The 16,072-nt window shown below is 76.7% G+C and carries 16 protein-coding genes; 10 read left to right on the top strand and 6 right to left on the bottom strand.

The window, feature by feature from the left end; translation table 11 throughout:
- Window positions 1–65 precede the first annotated feature (65 nt).
- A complete protein-coding gene (locus tag ND486_RS20920) occupies window positions 66–1,256 on the bottom strand; it encodes a winged helix DNA-binding domain-containing protein (protein ID WP_251786026.1) in 1,191 nt (396 codons plus the stop codon).
- A 93-nt stretch (window positions 1,257–1,349) separates the two neighbouring features.
- Here ND486_RS20920 and hisD point away from each other — a divergent pair, with 93 nt between their 5' ends.
- The 4 genes from hisD to ND486_RS20940 are packed head-to-tail and all read left to right on the top strand — an operon-like array spanning window position 1,350 to window position 5,496.
- The gene (gene hisD, locus ND486_RS20925) at window positions 1,350–2,678 is read left to right on the top strand and encodes a histidinol dehydrogenase (RefSeq protein WP_251786028.1); all 1,329 of its coding nucleotides are present in this window, start codon (window positions 1,350–1,352) and stop codon (window positions 2,676–2,678) included.
- Window positions 2,675–3,796 carry a histidinol-phosphate transaminase gene (locus tag ND486_RS20930; RefSeq protein WP_251786030.1) on the top strand — a complete coding sequence of 374 codons (1,122 nt, stop codon included), beginning with the start codon at window positions 2,675–2,677 and terminating at the stop codon, window positions 3,794–3,796. The genes hisD and ND486_RS20930 overlap by 4 nt, the downstream gene beginning before the upstream one ends.
- Window positions 3,797–3,807: 11 nt before the next feature.
- A complete protein-coding gene (gene hisB / locus ND486_RS20935) occupies window positions 3,808–4,407 on the top strand; it encodes an imidazoleglycerol-phosphate dehydratase HisB (protein WP_062404576.1) in 600 nt (199 codons plus the stop codon).
- Between the two features lie 36 nt (window positions 4,408–4,443).
- Window positions 4,444–5,496, top strand: coding sequence for an LLM class flavin-dependent oxidoreductase (locus ND486_RS20940; protein ID WP_251786032.1), 1,053 nt, complete (start codon window positions 4,444–4,446; stop codon window positions 5,494–5,496).
- On the opposite strand, the gene ND486_RS20945 is transcribed toward ND486_RS20940, so the two are convergent.
- A complete protein-coding gene (locus ND486_RS20945) occupies window positions 5,463–6,848 on the bottom strand; it encodes a CoA transferase (protein WP_251786034.1) in 1,386 nt (461 codons plus the stop codon). The two genes, ND486_RS20940 and ND486_RS20945, sit on opposite strands and share 34 nt — an antisense overlap.
- A 65-nt stretch (window positions 6,849–6,913) precedes the next feature.
- Between ND486_RS20945 and ND486_RS20950 the strand changes: the two genes are divergently transcribed.
- Together ND486_RS20950 and hisH are read left to right on the top strand one after the other, a co-directional pair.
- The gene (locus ND486_RS20950; protein ID WP_251786035.1) at window positions 6,914–7,654 is read left to right on the top strand and encodes a helix-turn-helix domain-containing protein; all 741 of its coding nucleotides are present in this window, start codon (window positions 6,914–6,916) and stop codon (window positions 7,652–7,654) included.
- A 1,056-nt stretch (window positions 7,655–8,710) separates the two neighbouring features.
- On the top strand, window positions 8,711–9,346 hold the full coding sequence (gene hisH / locus ND486_RS20955; RefSeq protein WP_251786036.1) for an imidazole glycerol phosphate synthase subunit HisH: 636 nt from the start codon (window positions 8,711–8,713) through the stop codon (window positions 9,344–9,346).
- 48 nt (window positions 9,347–9,394) lie between these two features.
- On the opposite strand, the gene ND486_RS20960 is transcribed toward hisH, so the two are convergent.
- The gene (locus ND486_RS20960; RefSeq protein WP_251786038.1) at window positions 9,395–10,081 is read right to left on the bottom strand and encodes an SDR family oxidoreductase; all 687 of its coding nucleotides are present in this window, start codon (window positions 10,079–10,081) and stop codon (window positions 9,395–9,397) included.
- Window positions 10,082–10,118: 37 nt separating this feature from the next.
- Entirely contained in the window at window positions 10,119–10,901 is a 783-nt protein-coding gene (locus ND486_RS20965) for a DNA-formamidopyrimidine glycosylase family protein (RefSeq protein ID WP_251786039.1), read from the bottom strand.
- Between the two features lie 37 nt (window positions 10,902–10,938).
- On the opposite strand from ND486_RS20965, the gene priA reads away from it, so the two are divergent.
- Genes priA through hisI form a run of 3 tightly spaced genes read left to right on the top strand, consistent with a single transcriptional unit; the run spans window position 10,939 to window position 12,835 of the window.
- On the top strand, window positions 10,939–11,688 hold the full coding sequence (gene priA / locus ND486_RS20970; RefSeq protein WP_251786041.1) for a bifunctional 1-(5-phosphoribosyl)-5-((5-phosphoribosylamino)methylideneamino)imidazole-4-carboxamide isomerase/phosphoribosylanthranilate isomerase PriA: 750 nt from the start codon (window positions 10,939–10,941) through the stop codon (window positions 11,686–11,688).
- Complete coding sequence (gene hisF / locus ND486_RS20975) at window positions 11,688–12,461, top strand: imidazole glycerol phosphate synthase subunit HisF (RefSeq protein WP_251786043.1); 774 nt, start codon at window positions 11,688–11,690, stop codon at window positions 12,459–12,461. The genes priA and hisF overlap by 1 nt, the downstream gene beginning before the upstream one ends.
- Window positions 12,458–12,835, top strand: a complete 378-nt coding sequence (gene hisI / locus ND486_RS20980) for a phosphoribosyl-AMP cyclohydrolase (RefSeq protein WP_251786045.1) — start codon at window positions 12,458–12,460, stop codon at window positions 12,833–12,835. The genes hisF and hisI overlap by 4 nt, the downstream gene beginning before the upstream one ends.
- A gap of 12 nt (window positions 12,836–12,847) precedes the next feature.
- On the opposite strand, the gene ND486_RS20985 is transcribed toward hisI, so the two are convergent.
- Window positions 12,848–13,768 carry an oxygenase MpaB family protein gene (locus ND486_RS20985; RefSeq protein ID WP_251786047.1) on the bottom strand — a complete coding sequence of 307 codons (921 nt, stop codon included), beginning with the start codon at window positions 13,766–13,768 and terminating at the stop codon, window positions 12,848–12,850.
- A gap of 53 nt (window positions 13,769–13,821) precedes the next feature.
- Window positions 13,822–14,709, bottom strand: a complete 888-nt coding sequence (locus ND486_RS20990; protein WP_251786049.1) for a hypothetical protein — start codon at window positions 14,707–14,709, stop codon at window positions 13,822–13,824.
- Window positions 14,710–14,819: 110 nt separating this feature from the next.
- Here ND486_RS20990 and ND486_RS29885 point away from each other — a divergent pair, with 110 nt between their 5' ends.
- Window positions 14,820–16,061, top strand: a complete 1,242-nt coding sequence (locus ND486_RS29885; RefSeq protein WP_251786051.1) for a histidine kinase — start codon at window positions 14,820–14,822, stop codon at window positions 16,059–16,061.
- Window positions 16,062–16,072 lie beyond the last annotated feature (11 nt).

Genomic DNA, 16,072 nt, shown 5'->3' on the forward strand with positions numbered 1-16,072 from the left:
CGGCCGGCACGCCCGGCCCCCCGTCACGGAGGGGTCCGCGGCGTGCCACCTCGGGCCGGGCACCCTCAGGCGAGCAGCCGGGGCTGGGCGGGGGCGGGGAAGCGGGCGGAGAACCGGGTGTCGCCGAGGAACTCGCGCAGCCGTCGCGCCGCGGCCGCCACCTCGGTCCGCGCCCGGTCCGCGACCGGCGTGAGCAGCAGGGTCGCGATCCCGCCGTCCGGGCGCTGCACCCAGGTCCCGACGATGCGCCCGTCCACCCAGACCGTCGGCCCGCCGTTGCCGTTGCGGTCGAACAGCTCCGGTGCCACCTCGGCGGGCAGGTACCAGTCGCGGGCCTTCCAGCCCATCGTCGACGGGTCGAGGCTCGGCAGCAGCGCCACCGACGGCCCGGGGTCGGGGACCGGGTCCAGGTCGTCGGGGAGCAGGAACCCGGTGCCCCCGCCGTCGAGGGTCACCTCGACCGCGCCGACGTCGGCCAGCGCCGTCGTGGTGGTGGCGACGGTCCAGCCCGCCCACCACCGCAGGTCGTCGCGGCGGACCGGCCCGAACGCCCGCAGCTGGGCGCGGGCCAGCCCGGCCGCGGCGACGCGACGGGCGTCACCGTCCGGGCCGGGGGCGGGGCCGATCCCGCCGGGGACCCAGGCGTCGGCCGCGGCCCATCGGTACTGGCCGTTGATCCACGTCCCGATCGGCCGGGTCCGCAGCACCCGGCCCTCGAACCCGAGCACCAGCAGCACCCGGGTGTGGGCGGGCTGCGGACCCCCACCGGGCAGGACGAGCCGCTGCGCGGCGAGCTCGGGCAGTGCGCGGGCGACGTCGCGGGCGGCGGTGGGACCCCGTTCGGCGAGGACCTCCAGGACCTGCCCGGCGGCCTCGGCGTACCACGCCCCGGGGTCGGCGTGGCCGGCCGCGGCGGCCTGGCGCAGCAGGTCGCGGCGCTGGACGGCGGCGACGTCGACGGTGGCGGCGTGGTGGGCGAGCGCGGCGTGGGCGTGGCCGAACACCCAGAGCGTGCGGCGCATCGCGTGGTGGCGCAGCAGCGTGCGGTCGGTGTGCAGCGCGGCGTCGACCGGGGCGAGCGACGGGGCCGCCATCCGCGCGGCCGCCGACAGGTACACCGTGACCGGGTCGGTGGAGTGCAGCGCGACCAGGTCGTCGCTGATCGCGACGACGTCGTCGGTGCGGGTGTGCGGGGCCAGCCGGTGGCGGGTCACCAGCCGGGCCCGGCGTTCGGCGTCGCTCACGTGGCGGGTCACGCCGCGGAGACTGCCACGGCCCACCGACGGCGAGGACGTGGCTCACCCCGCCGGGATGGGACCGTGTCGGACCCCCGCCGTACCCTGGGGGTCATGCTCCGCCGCCTCGACCTGCGAGCCGAACCGCTGCCCCGTCCGGCCACCCTGCGCGGCATGATGCCGCGCGCCGAGCTGGACATCGACGCCGCTCTGGAGCGTGCCCGCCCGCTGGTGGAGGACGTGCGCGACCGCGGCGCCGCCGCCGCGCTGGACGCCACCGAGCGCTTCGACCGGGTCCGTCCGGAGACCGTGCGCGTCCCGGCCGGGGCGATCTCCGCCGCCCTGCGCGATCTCGACCCGGACGTGCGCGCGGCGCTGGAGACCTCGATCGAGCGGGCCCGGATCGTGCACGCCGAGCAGCGCAGGCCCGACGTGGTCACCCAGGTCGTCCCCGGCGGCACCGTCACCGAGCGGTTCGTCCCGGTCCGCCGGGTCGGGCTCTACGCCCCGGGCGGGCTGGCGGTCTACCCGTCGAGCGTGGTCATGAACGTGGTCCCGGCGCAGGCGGCGGGCGTGGAGTCGCTGGTCGTCGCCTCCCCGGCGCAGGCGGAGTTCGGCGGACGCCCGCACCCGACGATCCTGGCGGCGGCCGCGCTGCTCGGCGTCGACGAGGTGTGGGCCGTCGGCGGCGCCCAGTGCGTCGCGCTGCTGGCCTACGGCGGCACCGACACCGACGGCGCCGAGCTGGAGCCGGTCGACATGGTCACCGGCCCCGGCAACGTCTACGTCACCGCGGCCAAGCGGATGCTGCGCGGCCTGGTCGGGATCGACGCCGAGGCCGGCACCACCGAGATCGCGATCCTCGCCGACGACACCGCGGACGCCGCGCACGTCGCCGCGGACCTCATCTCGCAGGCCGAGCACGACCCGAACGCCGCATCGGTGCTGGTCACGACCTCCGACGCGCTGGTGGAGCGGGTCGAGGCCGAGCTGGAGACCCGGGTCGGCGCGACCAAGCACACCGAGCGGGTGCGCACCGCGCTGACCGGGCCGCAGTCCGGGGTCATCCTGGTGTCCTCGACCGCCGACGGGGTCGCCGTCGTCGACGCCTACGCCGCCGAGCACCTGGAGATCCAGACCGCCGACTCCGCGGGCGACGCGGCGAAGGTCCGCAACGCGGGCGCGATCTTCGTCGGGGCCTGGTCGCCGGTGTCGCTGGGCGACTACTGCGCCGGGTCGAACCACGTGCTCCCGACCGGGGGCTGCGCGCGACACTCCGGCGGGCTGTCGACGGCGACGTTCCTGCGCGGCATCCACGTCGTCGACTACGGCCGCGCGGCGCTGGCCGAGGTCGCCGGCCGGGTCGTGACCCTGGCGAACGCCGAGGACCTGCCCGCCCACGGCGAGGCCGTGACCGCCCGGTTCGAGGGGGCCGGGGCGTGACCGCCGGTTCGACGGTCCGGCTCGCGGACCTGCCGCTGCGCGAGGACCTGCGCGGGAAGAGCCCCTACGGCGCGCCGCAGCTCGACGTCGCGGTGCGGCTCAACACCAACGAGAACCCGTACCCGCCGCCGCCCGAGCTGGTCGCCGACGTCGCGGCCTCGGTGGAGGAGGCGGCCCGTGAGCTGCACCGGTACCCCGACCGCGACCTCGTCGCGCTGCGGGGCGACCTCGCCGCCTACCTGTCCCGGCAGACCGGGGTCGAGCTGACCACGGCGAACCTGTGGGCCGCGAACGGGTCCAACGAGATCCTCCAGCAGATCCTGCAGACCTTCGGCGGTCCCGGCCGGACCGCGCTCGGCTTCGTGCCCAGCTACTCGATGCACCCGATCCTCGCCTCCGGCACGCAGACCGAGTTCGTCCCGGTGCCGCGCCGCGACGACTTCACCCTCGACGTCGACGCCGCCGTCACCGTCCTGGCCGGGAAGGCCCCGGACATCACGTTCGTGACCAGCCCGAACAACCCGACCGGGCAGTCGATCGCCCCGGACGACCTGGCCCGGCTGGTCGACGCCGCCCCCGGGATGGTCGTCGTCGACGAGGCCTACGCCGAGTTCGCCGAGGCCACCGGCCGCCCGAGCGCCACGACCCTGCTGGCGACGCACGGCCACAAGCTCGTGGTGTCCCGCACGATGAGCAAGGCGTTCGCCTTCGCCGGCGGTCGGCTGGGCTACCTCGCCGCCGCGCCCGCGGTGATCGACGCACTCCAGCTCGTGCGGCTGCCGTACCACCTGTCGGTGCTGTCGCAGGCCGCCGCGCGGGCCGCGCTCCGCCACGCCGAGGCCACCCTCGGCTCGGTGGCGCTGCTCGCCGCCGAGCGCGACCGGATCTCCGGCGAGCTGGCCGCCGCCGGCTACGACGTCGTCGCCTCCGACGCCAACTTCATCCTCTTCGGACGCTTCGCCGACGCCGGCCGCGCCTGGAAGGGGTTCCTCGACCAGGGCGTGCTGATCCGCGACGTCGGCATCCCCGAGCGGCTGCGGGTCACCGTGGGCACGCCGGAGGATAACGACGCCTTCCTCGCCGCCGCCACCGACCTCGCCACCAAGGAGCTGTTGTGACGACCGACAAGGTGAGCCGCATCGGACGCGTCGAACGCGTCACCAAGGAGACCCGGATCGTCGTCGAGATCGACCTCGACGGCACCGGGCGCACCGACATCGCCACCAAGGTCCCGTTCTTCGACCACATGCTCGACGCGTTCGGCAAGCACGGCAGCTTCGACCTGTCCGTGCACGCCGAGGGCGACATCGAGATCGACTCCCACCACACCGTGGAGGACGTCGCGATCGTGCTGGGGCAGGCGATCCGCCAGGCGCTGGGGGACAAGAAGGGCATCCGCCGCTTCGGCGACGCATGGATCCCGATGGACGAGGCGCTGGCCCAGGCCGTCGTCGACGTCTCCGGCCGCCCCTACACCGTGTGCACCGGCGAGCCGGAGATGATGCGCGGCTTCGTCGTCGGCGGGCACTACCCGACCGTGCTGAACAAGCACGTGTTCGAGTCCCTGGCCTTCCACGGGCACCTCGCCCTGCACGTCCGGGTGCTCGACGGCCGCGACCCGCACCACATCACCGAGGCCGAGTTCAAGGCCGTCGCCCGCGCGCTGCGGGCCGCGACCGAGCCCGACCCGCGGGTCACCGGTGTGCCGTCCACCAAGGGCGCCCTCTGACGGAATGTTGAGCCCTCAACTTCTGTTGCAGAGGGCATGACGAAGATCGGGTTCCTGTCGTTCGGGCACCACGGGGAGGTCCCCGGGTCCCGGACCCCCACCGCCGCCGACGCGCTGCGCCAGACCGTGGAGCTGGCGCGCGCCGCGGAGGACATCGGCATCGACGGCGCCTTCGTGCGCGTGCACCACTTCGAGCGCCAGCTGGCCGCGCCGTTCCCGCTGCTCGCAGCGATCGCGGCGACCACCAGCCGGATCGAGATGGGCACCGGCGTGATCGACATGCGCTACGAGAACCCGCTCTACATGGCCGAGGAGACCGCCGCGACCGACCTGCTCTCCGGCGGGCGGCTGCAGCTCGGCGTGAGCCGGGGGTCGCCCGAGATCGCGCTGAACGGTGCCGAGGCCTTCGGGTACCGGCCCGCCGACGGGCAGACCCACGCCGACGCCGCCCGCGCCAAGGCCGAGGTGTTCCTCGCCGCGATCCGCGGTGCCGGGGTGGCGCCCGCCGACCCGTCCCGCACCCGCGGGCGGCACGTCGCGCTGCCGGTGCAGCCGCAGTCCCCGGGCCTCGGCGACCGGATCTGGTGGGGCGCGGGCACCCGGGCCACCGCCGAGTGGGCCGCGACCCAGGGCATGAACCTGCAGAGCTCGACGCTGCTGACCGAGGACACCGGCGAGTCGTTCGACCGGCTGCAGGCCGAGCAGATCCTGCGCTACCGCGAGGCCTGGGCCGCCGCCGGGCACGAGCGCACCCCGCTGGTGTCGGTGTCGCGCAGCGTCATCCCGGTCACGACCGACCTCGACCGCCGCTACTTCGGTGAGCGCGGCGAGGACGACCAGGTCGGGATCCTCGACGGCGCCCGGTCCCGGTTCGGCCGCAGCTACGTCGGTGACCCGGACCGGATCGCCGCCGAGCTCGCCGAGGACGCCGCGGTGCGGGAGGCGGACTACGTGCTGTTCACCGTGCCCAACCAGCTCGGTGTCGAGTACAACGCGCACCTGCTGCGCTCGATCGCCGAGCGGGTCGCCCCGGCGATCGGCTGGGCGCCGGCCGGTCACCAGGTGGCGGCGGCGGTCCCCAGCAGCTGAGGCGGGCCGGGCAGCGGCGCGGGCCGGCCGTCGAACTCCAGCGGGAGCACGGGTTCGACGAGCCGGCCCATCGGCCCGTCGACGGCGTGCGTGGCGATGGTCGCCGTACCGGGCCGGGGGAGGTCCGCGACCTCCGCCGCGGTGAACATCCCGAGCCCCCGGACCCAGGTGCAGACCCCGGCGAGGGTGACCCGCACCCGCCACGAGCCGCCCTCGACGGCGCGCCGGCGCAGCGCCGCGAGCACCCCGGCGGCACCGAGCCAGGCGGCGAGGTAGTCGTTGAGCAGGTGCGTCGGCGGTAGCGACGGGGTGCCGTCCCGGCCCTCCTCGACCGCGAAGCCGGTCGCGGAGCAGGCCAGCTGGTCGAACCCGCCGCGCGCGGCCCACGGCCCGTCGGCGCCCCAGCAGTGCAGGTCCAGGGCGACGATCCCGGGCCGCAGCGCCGCCAGGCCCTCCGGTCCGAAGCCCCGGGCGGCGGTGCCCCGGTAGGCGTTGACGAACACGTCCGCCCCGCCCACCAGGTCGCGCAGCGTCGCCGCCTGCGCCGGGTCCCGCAGGTCCAGCCAGGCGTTGCGCTTCCCGCCGCCGGTCAGCGCGACCATCGCGAGCGGGTCGGGCAGGTCCGGGCGGGACACGTGCAGGACGTCCGCGCCGAACGTGCCGAGCAGCTTGGCCGCGACCGGCCCGGCGATGACGTGGGTGTCGTCGAGCACCCGCGGCCGGTCCGGGACCGGCTCCGGCGCCGCGTCGCCGATCCGCTCCACCTCGACGACCGGGCGCCCGGCCAGGTGGCGGCCCGCCGGGTGCGCGGCCCACCGGTCGGCACCCCGGACGGCCGCGGCCACCCCGCCCGCCGCGCACACCGCGTCCTCCAGGTCGACCGCGCGCCACCGGGCGGCCTCCTCGGCGATCCGCGGCCGCAGCGGCGGACAGTCCAGCACCCGGCAGACGGCGTCGCGCTGGTGCGGGTAGGTGGTGATCAGGAAGATCCACCCGTCGGTGGTGCGGACGAAGCCGTTGTTGGCCAGCGCGGTCGGGTCCTCGGCGACGGACTGCACGTCGACCCCGCCGAGGGTGGTGAGAAACGGGGCGCGCAGGGTGTCGATCGCGTCGGCCGCCCGCACCCGGATCTCGCGGGGTGCGCCGCCGGAGTCCTCGGCGAGCCCCGCGACCTGCAGCCCGAACGCCCCGACCGCCGCGGACATCGCGTCGGCGAGCCGGTGCACCGAGGGGACGAGCGGGTCCGCCCCGGTGACCCGCAGCGTCGAGCGCACCGGGGGAGCGTCCGGCAGCAGGGTCGCCGCCGTGTCGGCGGCGGAGGGAAACCGTGCGGGCGGGGTCGTCGTGGTCATGGCTCCAGCCTGCGACGGGACGGCGGGACTCTCCACGACCTCCGTATATCCGTAGACTCGGTCGGGTGTCCGGACCCGTCGCCTCCGCCCGCGCGGTCGGCCGGGCCGACCGCATCCTGGAGCTGGTCGCGACCGCTGCGACACCCCCGTCGGTGACCGCGGTGGCCCACGCGCTCGACCTGCCGCTCAGCTCCACCGCGGACCTGCTGCGCGAGCTGCGGGCCACCGGCTGGGTACGGCTGCGGGGGCGCGGCCACGTCCTGGGCCACCGGCCGTACGTGCTGGGACTGCTCGCCGGGGTGGGCCCGCCGAGCGCCCTCACGCACACCGATCTCGACGCGCTCAGCCGCGCCGCCCGGGCTCCCGTGGCGCTCGCCGTGCTGGTCGGCGGGCAGGTGCGCTACGTCGACCACGCCGGTCCTCGGGCCCCCGACCGGCTGCAACGGGTGACCGACGACCACCGGCCCCGCCCGCCGCTGCGCACCGCGGCGGGACGGCTGCTGCTGGCCCTGGGCGATACCGAGGAGTCCGCCCGCGCGCTGGCCGGGGTCGACGACCCGCCGGCGGTCGCGGCCTACCTCGCCGAGCGACCGGAGATCGTCCGTACCCGGCTGGCCCGCAGCGACGGGCTGGCGGACCCGGCGATCCGCGCCGTCGCCGTCCCGGTGGAGGAGGGCGGGGAGACGGTCGCGGCGGCGGTGCTCACCGGCACCCGGCGGGGCCGGGCCGACCGCAGCGTCACCCTGGACCGCGCCGCGGCCCGGCTGGTCGCCGCCCTCGCGGCCCGGGGGACGCGGGCGCCCTAGGGGCCCGTGGCCGGACCACTGCGCCGAGCACCCACCTGCAGCCGCCGCGGGCGCTCGTCATCCCCGACGACGTCGGGCTGTCCGGCACCGGCACCCGGCGCACCCCCGGGCTCCACCGCGAGGCGGTGGCGACGCCGGCAGGCATCAGCGTCGACCACCACGTACGACTGGAGAAGGGACGCGACACCACACCGTAGGCCCAGGTCGCCACTGCTCGCCCGCGTCCTGCAGCTCGACCTCGCGGTCCCGACCTCGCGGCTCCCGCCGTCGCCGCCCGGCTCCGAGGAATTGTCGGCGGCGAGCGCGACGTTCCGCGAGGTCCGGCGATGCCACGACGTCGGCCTGCTCACCGGCGTCGTCGTGCTGGGCGTACCCGCGGCCCGGGGCCCTGGCGCTGCGCCGGGTCGACCACCCGGTTCCGTGCCCCCGGGCCACCCGGCGGCGACGACACCGACCGCCTCGCCGACCTCACTCCCCGTTGATTGCGGGTTCGCGCGGAGATCCGCCCCTCGCGCGCGTCCGGACGCGCGCGGACGGAGGATCTGCGCGCGGACCGCGGATCACCGGGCGGGGCCTGTGCACCCGCCCCCCTCGGCCGGGCCGGGCCGGTGGGGCCGGCACCGCCCCCCGGACGAGCGACACCCGGTGAGCCGGGGCACCGTGGTCCGTGGCCAGGTCCTGTGCCCCGGTGTCGTGGCCACCGAACTCCACAGCCGCCAGGGACCCGACCGGGGCGCCGTCCCGCGGATGAGTCCCGAGGATGTCGTCACCGCCGGTCTGCGGGGGCCAGCTCGAGCTCGGCGAGGTGGTGTGCGCCCGGGTGTCGAGGACGCGGTCCTGCTCCGGTCGCGGCCGAGGCGGGGCTTGCCGCGTTCGCCGGACAGAGCACGGAACCGGCGACGCGCTACCGCGCGGTCCGACCCCGTACCCGGCGGCATGATCATCGGTACTCGAGCGCCGTCGCCGGTCGGCCCGAGCAGCGCACAGTTGCCGATGATCACGGCGTCGCCCCCCGGGCCGCGGGGAGACGCGCGGGGCGGCGACTACGCTGGTCGCGTGGCACGCATCGTCGTCCTCGACTACGGCTCCGGGAACCTGCGCTCCGCCGAGCGCGCCCTCGAACGCGTCGGGGCGGACGTCACCGTCACGTCCGACTTCGACGCCGCGGTGGAGGCCGACGGTCTCGTCGTCCCCGGGGTGGGCGCCTTCGCGGCGTGCATGCAGGGCCTGCACGCGGTCCGCGGCCCGCAGATCATCGGGCGCCGCCTCGCCGGTGGCCGCCCGGTCCTCGGCATCTGCGTCGGCATGCAGGTGATGTTCGAGCGCGGCGTCGAGTTCGACGAGGACACCGAGGGCTGCGGCGAGTGGCCCGGCACCGTCGAGCGGATCCGGGCCGACGTGCTGCCGCACATGGGCTGGAACACCGTCCGGACCCCGCAGGACAGCACCCTGTTCGCCGGGCTCGACGCCGACACCCGCTTCTACTTCGTGCACTCGTTCGGCGTCCGGCGCTGGACCCTGGAACCCTCGCACGCGATCGCGGCGCCGAAGGTGACCTGGACCCACCACGGCGAGGACGTCGTCGCCGCGGTGGAGAACGGGCCGCTGTCGGCGACCCAGTTCCACCCGGAGAAATCCGGCGACGCCGGCGCCGCGGTCCTGGAGAACTGGCTGCGCTCGGTCAAGGGCTGAGCCGAGGGCGGCGTCGGGGGGCGAGCGGGCCCGTCCGCGGAACGCGCCTCAGCCCAGCGCGTACTCCCCGGAGCGCAGGTCGAAGGTCACCGTCCGCCTGTCCGAGCGCAGCGCCTCGAGCACCTGCTCGACGAGCGTCGCGACGTCGGAACCGGCCCTGATGCCGGACGGCACCGTCCCGGCGACGGCGCGGTCGGCGAGCCCGGTCTCGATGTGCGGCGGCCGCACGTCGAGCACCCGCACCCCCTGCTTGCGCAGGCCACCGCGGGTCGCGGTCAGCCACGCCGACAGCGCCGCCTTCGACGCCGAGTAGGCCGCCATCCCCGGCGTCGGCACGTCGGCCAGGATCGCCGAGATCATCGCGAGCGTGCCACCGGAGTCGGTGAGGTGCGGGAGGGCGGCCCGGCCGATCGCCATCGGCGCCTGCGCGTTGACCGTCAGCAGGTGCTCGGTGACGACGTCGTTCTCCGACTCCTCCCCGAACCCGGCCACCCCGATCGCCACGAACACCAGGTCCAGCCCGCCCAGGGCGCCCGCCGCCTCGTCGACGACGGCGGCACAGCGCTCGAGGTCGAGTGCGTCGAGTGTGAACGTGGGCTCGCCGTCGGCCCCGGAGGGATCGGTGCGGCCCGCCAGCGCGAGCGTCGCGCCCTGGTCGCGCAGCGCCTCGGTGAGCGCGCCGCCCAGCACACCCGTCGCCCCGACCACCAGCGTCCGCGCCCCGGAGAGTTCCATGATCCGACGGTAGGGCGAACCGGCGACGGCCGCGCGTTCACCGCTGGCAGCGCGGGCACCACCAAGTCTCGCGACCGTGCGGGGTGCGCTCCGGCGCCGCGAACGCCACCGCGGTCCCGCAGCGCAGACAGGGCCGCCGGTAGCGGCCGTAGACGAAGTGCCGCGGCCGGACCCGGCCGGTGGTGTTCTGCGCGGGGTTGCGGACGACCGCGTCGCGCAGCAGCGCGCGGCCGCGCCCGAGGAGTGCGCCGGGGTCGGAGACCGCGGAACACTCCCGCCACGGGGAGATCCGCTCCAGGAACAGCAGCTCCTGGGCCCACATGTTCCCCAGCCCGGCGACGACGCGCTGGTCCAGCAGCGCCGCCAGCACCACCCGGCCGGGGTCGGCGCGCAGCCGGACGAGGGCCGCGTCGCCGTCGAAGGTGTCGCCGAGCAGGTCCGGGCCCAGGTGCCCGACGACGGTGTGCTCGTCGCGGGTCGGGAGCACCGCCAGCACCGGCAGCCCGATCCCGGCCAGGGTGCGGCCGTCGACGAGGTGCAGCGCGATCCGCAGGTCGGCCGCGACGGCGCGGGGGAGCCGCCTCCCGGGCCGCAGCACCGACCACCGCCCGGACATCCGCAGGTGCGAGTGCACGGTCCAGCCGCCCGCGGTGCGGGCCAGCAGGTGCTTGCCGTGCGGCACCCAGCCGGTGATCTCCTGCCCGGCGAGGTCGGCGCCGGCGAAGCGGGGGTGGCGCACGTCGGAGCGTGCGATCACCGCGCCCGCGGTGGCCGCGTCCAGCCGCGCCGCGAGCCGGAAGATGCTGTCCCCCTCGGCCACCCCCGGAGGCTACGAGCGGCGCGGATACCCTGGCGCGGTGAGCTTCACGTTGCTTCCCGCGGTGGACGTCGTCGACGGGCAGGCCGTCCGGCTGGTGCAGGGCGAGGCCGGCACCGAGACCGGCTACGGCTCGCCCCTGGACGCTGCCCTGAACTGGCAGGCCGGCGGCGCCGAGTGGGTCCATCTGGTCGATCTCGACGCGGCGTTCGGCCGCGGCTCGAACGCCGAGCTGCTGGCCGAGGTGGTCGGGAAGCTCGACCTGCGGGTCGAGCTGTCCGGCGGCATCCGCGACGACGAGTCCCTGGAGCGCGCGCTGTCCACCGGCGCGGCCCGGCTCAACCTCGGCACCGCGGCGCTGGAGCAGCCCGAGTGGTGCCGCCGGGTCCTCGCCGAGCACGGCGAGAAGATCGCGATCGGGCTCGACGTCAAGATGATCGACGGCCGGCGCCGGGTCGCGGGGCGCGGCTGGACCTCCGACGGCGGCGACCTGTGGGAGGTCCTCGCCCGCCTCGACGCCGACGGCGCCACCCGCTACATCGTCACCGACGTCTCCAAGGACGGCACCCTGCAGGGCCCGAACGTCGAGCTGCTCACCGAGGTCGCGCAGGCCACGACCGCGCCGGTCATCGCGTCGGGGGGGATCTCGGAGGTGTCCGACCTGACCCGGCTCGCCGAGGTCGCCGCGACCGGCGTGAACATCGAGGGTTCGATCATCGGCAAGGCGCTCTACGCCGGCCGGTTCACCCTGCCCGAGGCCCTGGCGGCCGTGCGGGCGGTGAGCGCCTGATGGGCGTCGCGGTCCGCGTCATCCCCTGCCTGGACGTCGACGCCGGGCGCGTGGTGAAGGGCGTCAACTTCAAGGAGCTCCGCGACGCGGGCGACCCGGTCGAGATGGCGCGGGTCTACGACGCCGAGGGCGCCGACGAGCTGACCTTCCTCGACGTCACCGCGTCGTCGTCGGAGCGCGGCACCATGATCGACGTGGTGCGCCGCACCGCCGAGCAGGTGTTCATCCCGCTGACCGTCGGCGGCGGCATCCGCACCCCCGACGACGTCGACCGGATGCTCCGCGCGGGCGCGGACAAGGTCTCGGTGAACACCGCCGCGATCGCCCGGCCCACGCTGCTGCACGAGATGTCGCGGCGCTTCGGCAGCCAGTGCATCGTGCTGTCGGTGGACGCCCGCCGGGTGCCGGAGGGGGAGAAGCCGCAGCCGTCGGGCTGGGAGGTCACCACGCACGGCGGGCGCCGGTCCGCCGGGATCGACGCCGTCGAGTGGGCCGAGCGCGGCCAGGAGCTCGGCGTCGGGGAGATCCTGCTGAACTCGATGGACGCCGACGGCACACGGGCCGGGTTCGACCTGGACATGCTGACCGCGGTCCGGAAGGTGGTCGACGTCCCGGTGATCGCCTCCGGTGGTGCCGGCGCGGTCGAGCACTTCGCCCCGGCCGTGCGGGCCGGAGCGGACGCGGTGCTGGCCGCGAGCGTGTTCCACTTCGGGCAGCTGCGGATCGGCCAGGTCAAGGACGCGCTGCGGGGCGAGGGGGTCGAGATCCGATGACCGCACAGAGCGTGCGCCTGTCCGCGGCCGAGTCCGCGCTGGACCCGGCGGTCGCGGCCCGCCTCAAGCGCGACGCCGACGGCCTGGTCTGCGCCGTCGTGCAGTCCCGCGCCGGCGAGGTGCTGATGGTCGGCTGGATGGACGACGAGGCGCTGCACCGCACCCTGACCACCGGCCGGGGTACCTACTGGTCGCGGTCGCGGCAGGAGTACTGGGTCAAGGGCGGCACGTCGGGGCACGTGCAGCACGTGCACGAGGTCCGGCTGGACTGCGACGGCGACGCGGTGCTCGTCGTCGTCGACCAGGAGGGGCCGGCCTGTCACACCGGGACCCGGACATGCTTCGACTCCGACGTCCTGCTCGCCGGGAGCTGAGCGCGCGCCCGGTCAGGGGTGCGCCGGGGGCATCGGCGGGGGAGCGGGCTGTGGTGTGCTCGTCACCCACCGGATGCCTGCGGTGATCGCGTGCCCGCCCGCTCGCACGACCGTCCGCTCGGCCACCGGCAGCCACGGCAGCCGCAGCGGCAGCCGCGTCCAGCGCGGCATCAGCCCGACCGACGCGGCGGCCAGCACCGCGTACGGCACCCGCGCGGAGAGCGGCAGCGGCGGCTCCCACAACAGGAACCGGGCGGCGTCGCGCGCCTCGGGGGTGCCGGCCAGCTCGGGCCGGTACCCGTCGAGCTGCGCCTTCAGCTCCGCGGTGGACTCCGGCGGGTCGGGCACGCCCAGCTCACGGGCGACGCGTGCGGCGTCGGCGACGTAGGCGTCGCGGCCCGCGGCGTCCAGCGGTGCGCTGCCGTAGCGGTCGTGCGCGGTGAGGAAGCTGTCGATCTCGGCGATGTGCACCCAGCGCAGCAGGTGCGGGTCCGACGCCGAGTAGGGGCGCCCGTCCGGCGCGGTCCCGCGGACGTGGACGTGCGCCCGCCTGATCCGGGCGATCACCCGCTCGGCCTCCTCGGCCGGGCCGAACGTCGTCGCGGCCAGGAAGTAGGAGGTGCGCTGCAGCCGTCCCCACGGGTCGCCCCGGAACCCGGAGTGCCCGGCGACCCCGGCCATGGCCAGCGGGTGCAGCGACTGCAGCAGCAGCGCCCGCAGCCCGCCGACGAACATCGACGCGTCGCCGTGCACCGTGCGGATCGCGGCGTCCTCGGGGAACCAGCGCGGGCCCTCGGCGCCGAGCACCCGGGCCCGGCGGCCGGAGCCCTCGTCCCCGGCGACCCGGCTGAACACCGCCGACCCGACCCGCGAGCGCAGGACCGCGAGCCGGTCGGTGACGGCGTCGGGGAGCCGGGCGGACAGATCGACCATGACCCCAGTGTGCGGTCGTGCCCCGGCGGCGGCCACCGGGTGGACGTCCCGGCTCAGGGGACGGGGGCCGGGCGGGGCGACACCGTGACCGGGCCGCACATCCGACCGGAGACCGCCAGCATGCCGGCGACGGCCAGGGCGAACCCGGCAAGCAGTCCGCACAGCTGGGCGAGGACGTACAGCGGCCGGTCGGTCGCGAGCGGCCCCGCGGTCGCCGACACCAGCGTCCACAGGCCGCCGGTGAACAGCACCGCGCTGCCGGTGAACGTCGTGAGGACGGGTGACCACCCCGCGCGACCGCGCCGCAGGGCGAGTACCCCGACGGCCCCGGTGAGCGCCGCGGTCGCGTCGACGGCCGCGCCCACGACCCCGGGGAACGACGGACGGTCCGCGGCGGCCGCGACCCCCGCCACGACGGCGAGCAGCCCGACGACGACGCCACCCGCCGCCGTCGTGCGTGCCAGGCCCTCGACCGCCCCGGGCGGGGGCACCGGGACGGTCACCCGCGTACCCCAGCGATCCCGGGCCAGCAGGGCGAAGGCCGCCAGGAGGAACACCGCCTGCCAGCCGAAACCGCCGTAGACCAGCGGCCGCACCCACGCGGCCAGCCCGGCGCCGTCGGTCCCGGCCCGCAGCAGCGCCGCCGGTGAGAGCACGGCGACCGGCAGCAGCAGCCCGGTCGCGGCCCACCCGGCGAGCAGCAGCGGCACCGCGGGCAGCCGCCGTCGGGCGCCGAGTGCCGCGGCCAGCGCGACCACGCACAGGTCCAGGAGCAGGGTGGCCGTGTTCAGCGCGGTCATCGCGGGCCCGTCGAGCAGACCCGGCACGGTGACACCGACCGGGTGGCCGGTCAGCCAGAGGGTCTTGAGGGTCAGGTACGGCAGCGTGCCGGCGACGGCGGCGGCGCCGAGCACCCGGCGCAGGGGGATCGAGTCGTTCATGGTCGTCGACACTGCGGGTCCGGCGGCGCCGGCGGCTCCCGCCCGCGGGGGGACCGCCTCCCTCCCGCGGGGGAGCCGCGGCGGGCCGCCGGTCTGCGACGATCGTCGTCGTGGTCGGGACACGGGTGGCGCGGCGTGCGGTGCACGTGCTGCTCGGCGCGGTCGTCCTGCTCCCGTACCTGGCGGCGGGCTGGGTGCTCGTGCGCACCGGCACGGAGGCCGGTGCCGCGGTCGGGTGGTCGCTGGGCGTCCCCGCCGCCGCGGCCGGGGCGGCGGTGCTGGTGCTGCCGGGAGTCCGGGAGCTGGCGACGACCGCCGCCCGCGCGCTGCTCGACGTGCCGCTGCCCGACCCGCCGGTGCGGTCGCTCCCGGGGGCACGCCGGCGGGCCGCGGCCTGGATCGTGCTCGGCGCCGCCGCCGGGGCGGTCGGCGCGGCCGCGGTGCTGTGGCTGCTGCCGACCGCGGTCGCGCTGATACAGGCGCCGTGGGTGGCGCGGCCGCCGCTGCCCACCGGGCCCGGCGCGTGGTGGGCGGTGCCCGCCGGGGTGCTGCTCGTGCCGGTCGCGGTGGCCGTCCCCGCCGTGATCGGGGCCGGGCAGGCCCGGCTGGCGCCCCGGTTCCTGGGCCCCGGCCGCGAGGAGCGGCTCGCCGTGGAGCTGGCCCGTGCCCGGGACCGGGCCGAACGCCAGGCCGGACGGGCCCGGCTGGCCCGGGAGCTGCACGACTCGGTGGGGCACGCGCTCACCGTCACCACCCTGCAGGCCGGGGCCGCGGCCGAGCTGCTCGACACCGACCCCGCGTTCGTGCGCCGGGCGTTGACCGCGATCGCCGACACCGGCCGGGCCGCGCTCGACGAGCTCGACCACGTCCTCGGCGTCCTGCACGACGACGAGACCGACCGCACCGCCGTCGTCCGTGACCTGGACGCCCTCGACGGGCTGCTCGACGGCGCCCGCGCGGCCGGGCTCGACCTCGTCGCCGACGTCGACACCGCCGCCGGGGTCCCCGCGGCCGTCTCCCGGGAGGCGTACCGGGTCGTGCAGGAGGGCCTGACCAACGCCCTGCGCCACGGCACGCCCGGCCCGGCCCACCTCGCGCTGCGCCGCACCGGCGACGGGGTCGGGATCGAGCTCGTCAACCCGGCGGCGGCCGGTGGGCGCCCACGGCCGGGCGGCGGCCGGGGACTGGCCGGGGCGGGCGCCCGCGTCGACCTGCTCGGCGGCACCCTGACCGCGGGCCCGGACGACGGCCGGTGGGTCCTGCGGGCCCGGCTGCCCTGCGGACCGCCTCCGGTGGCCCCGTCGCCGATCGGTCGGCGCGGCGGCGCGGGGACACGCCGACGGGCGGGGTAGGACGGGGACCG

It is taken from the genome of Pseudonocardia sp. DR1-2 (assembly GCF_023717215.1).
GTDB lineage: Bacteria > Actinomycetota > Actinomycetes > Mycobacteriales > Pseudonocardiaceae > Pseudonocardia > Pseudonocardia alni.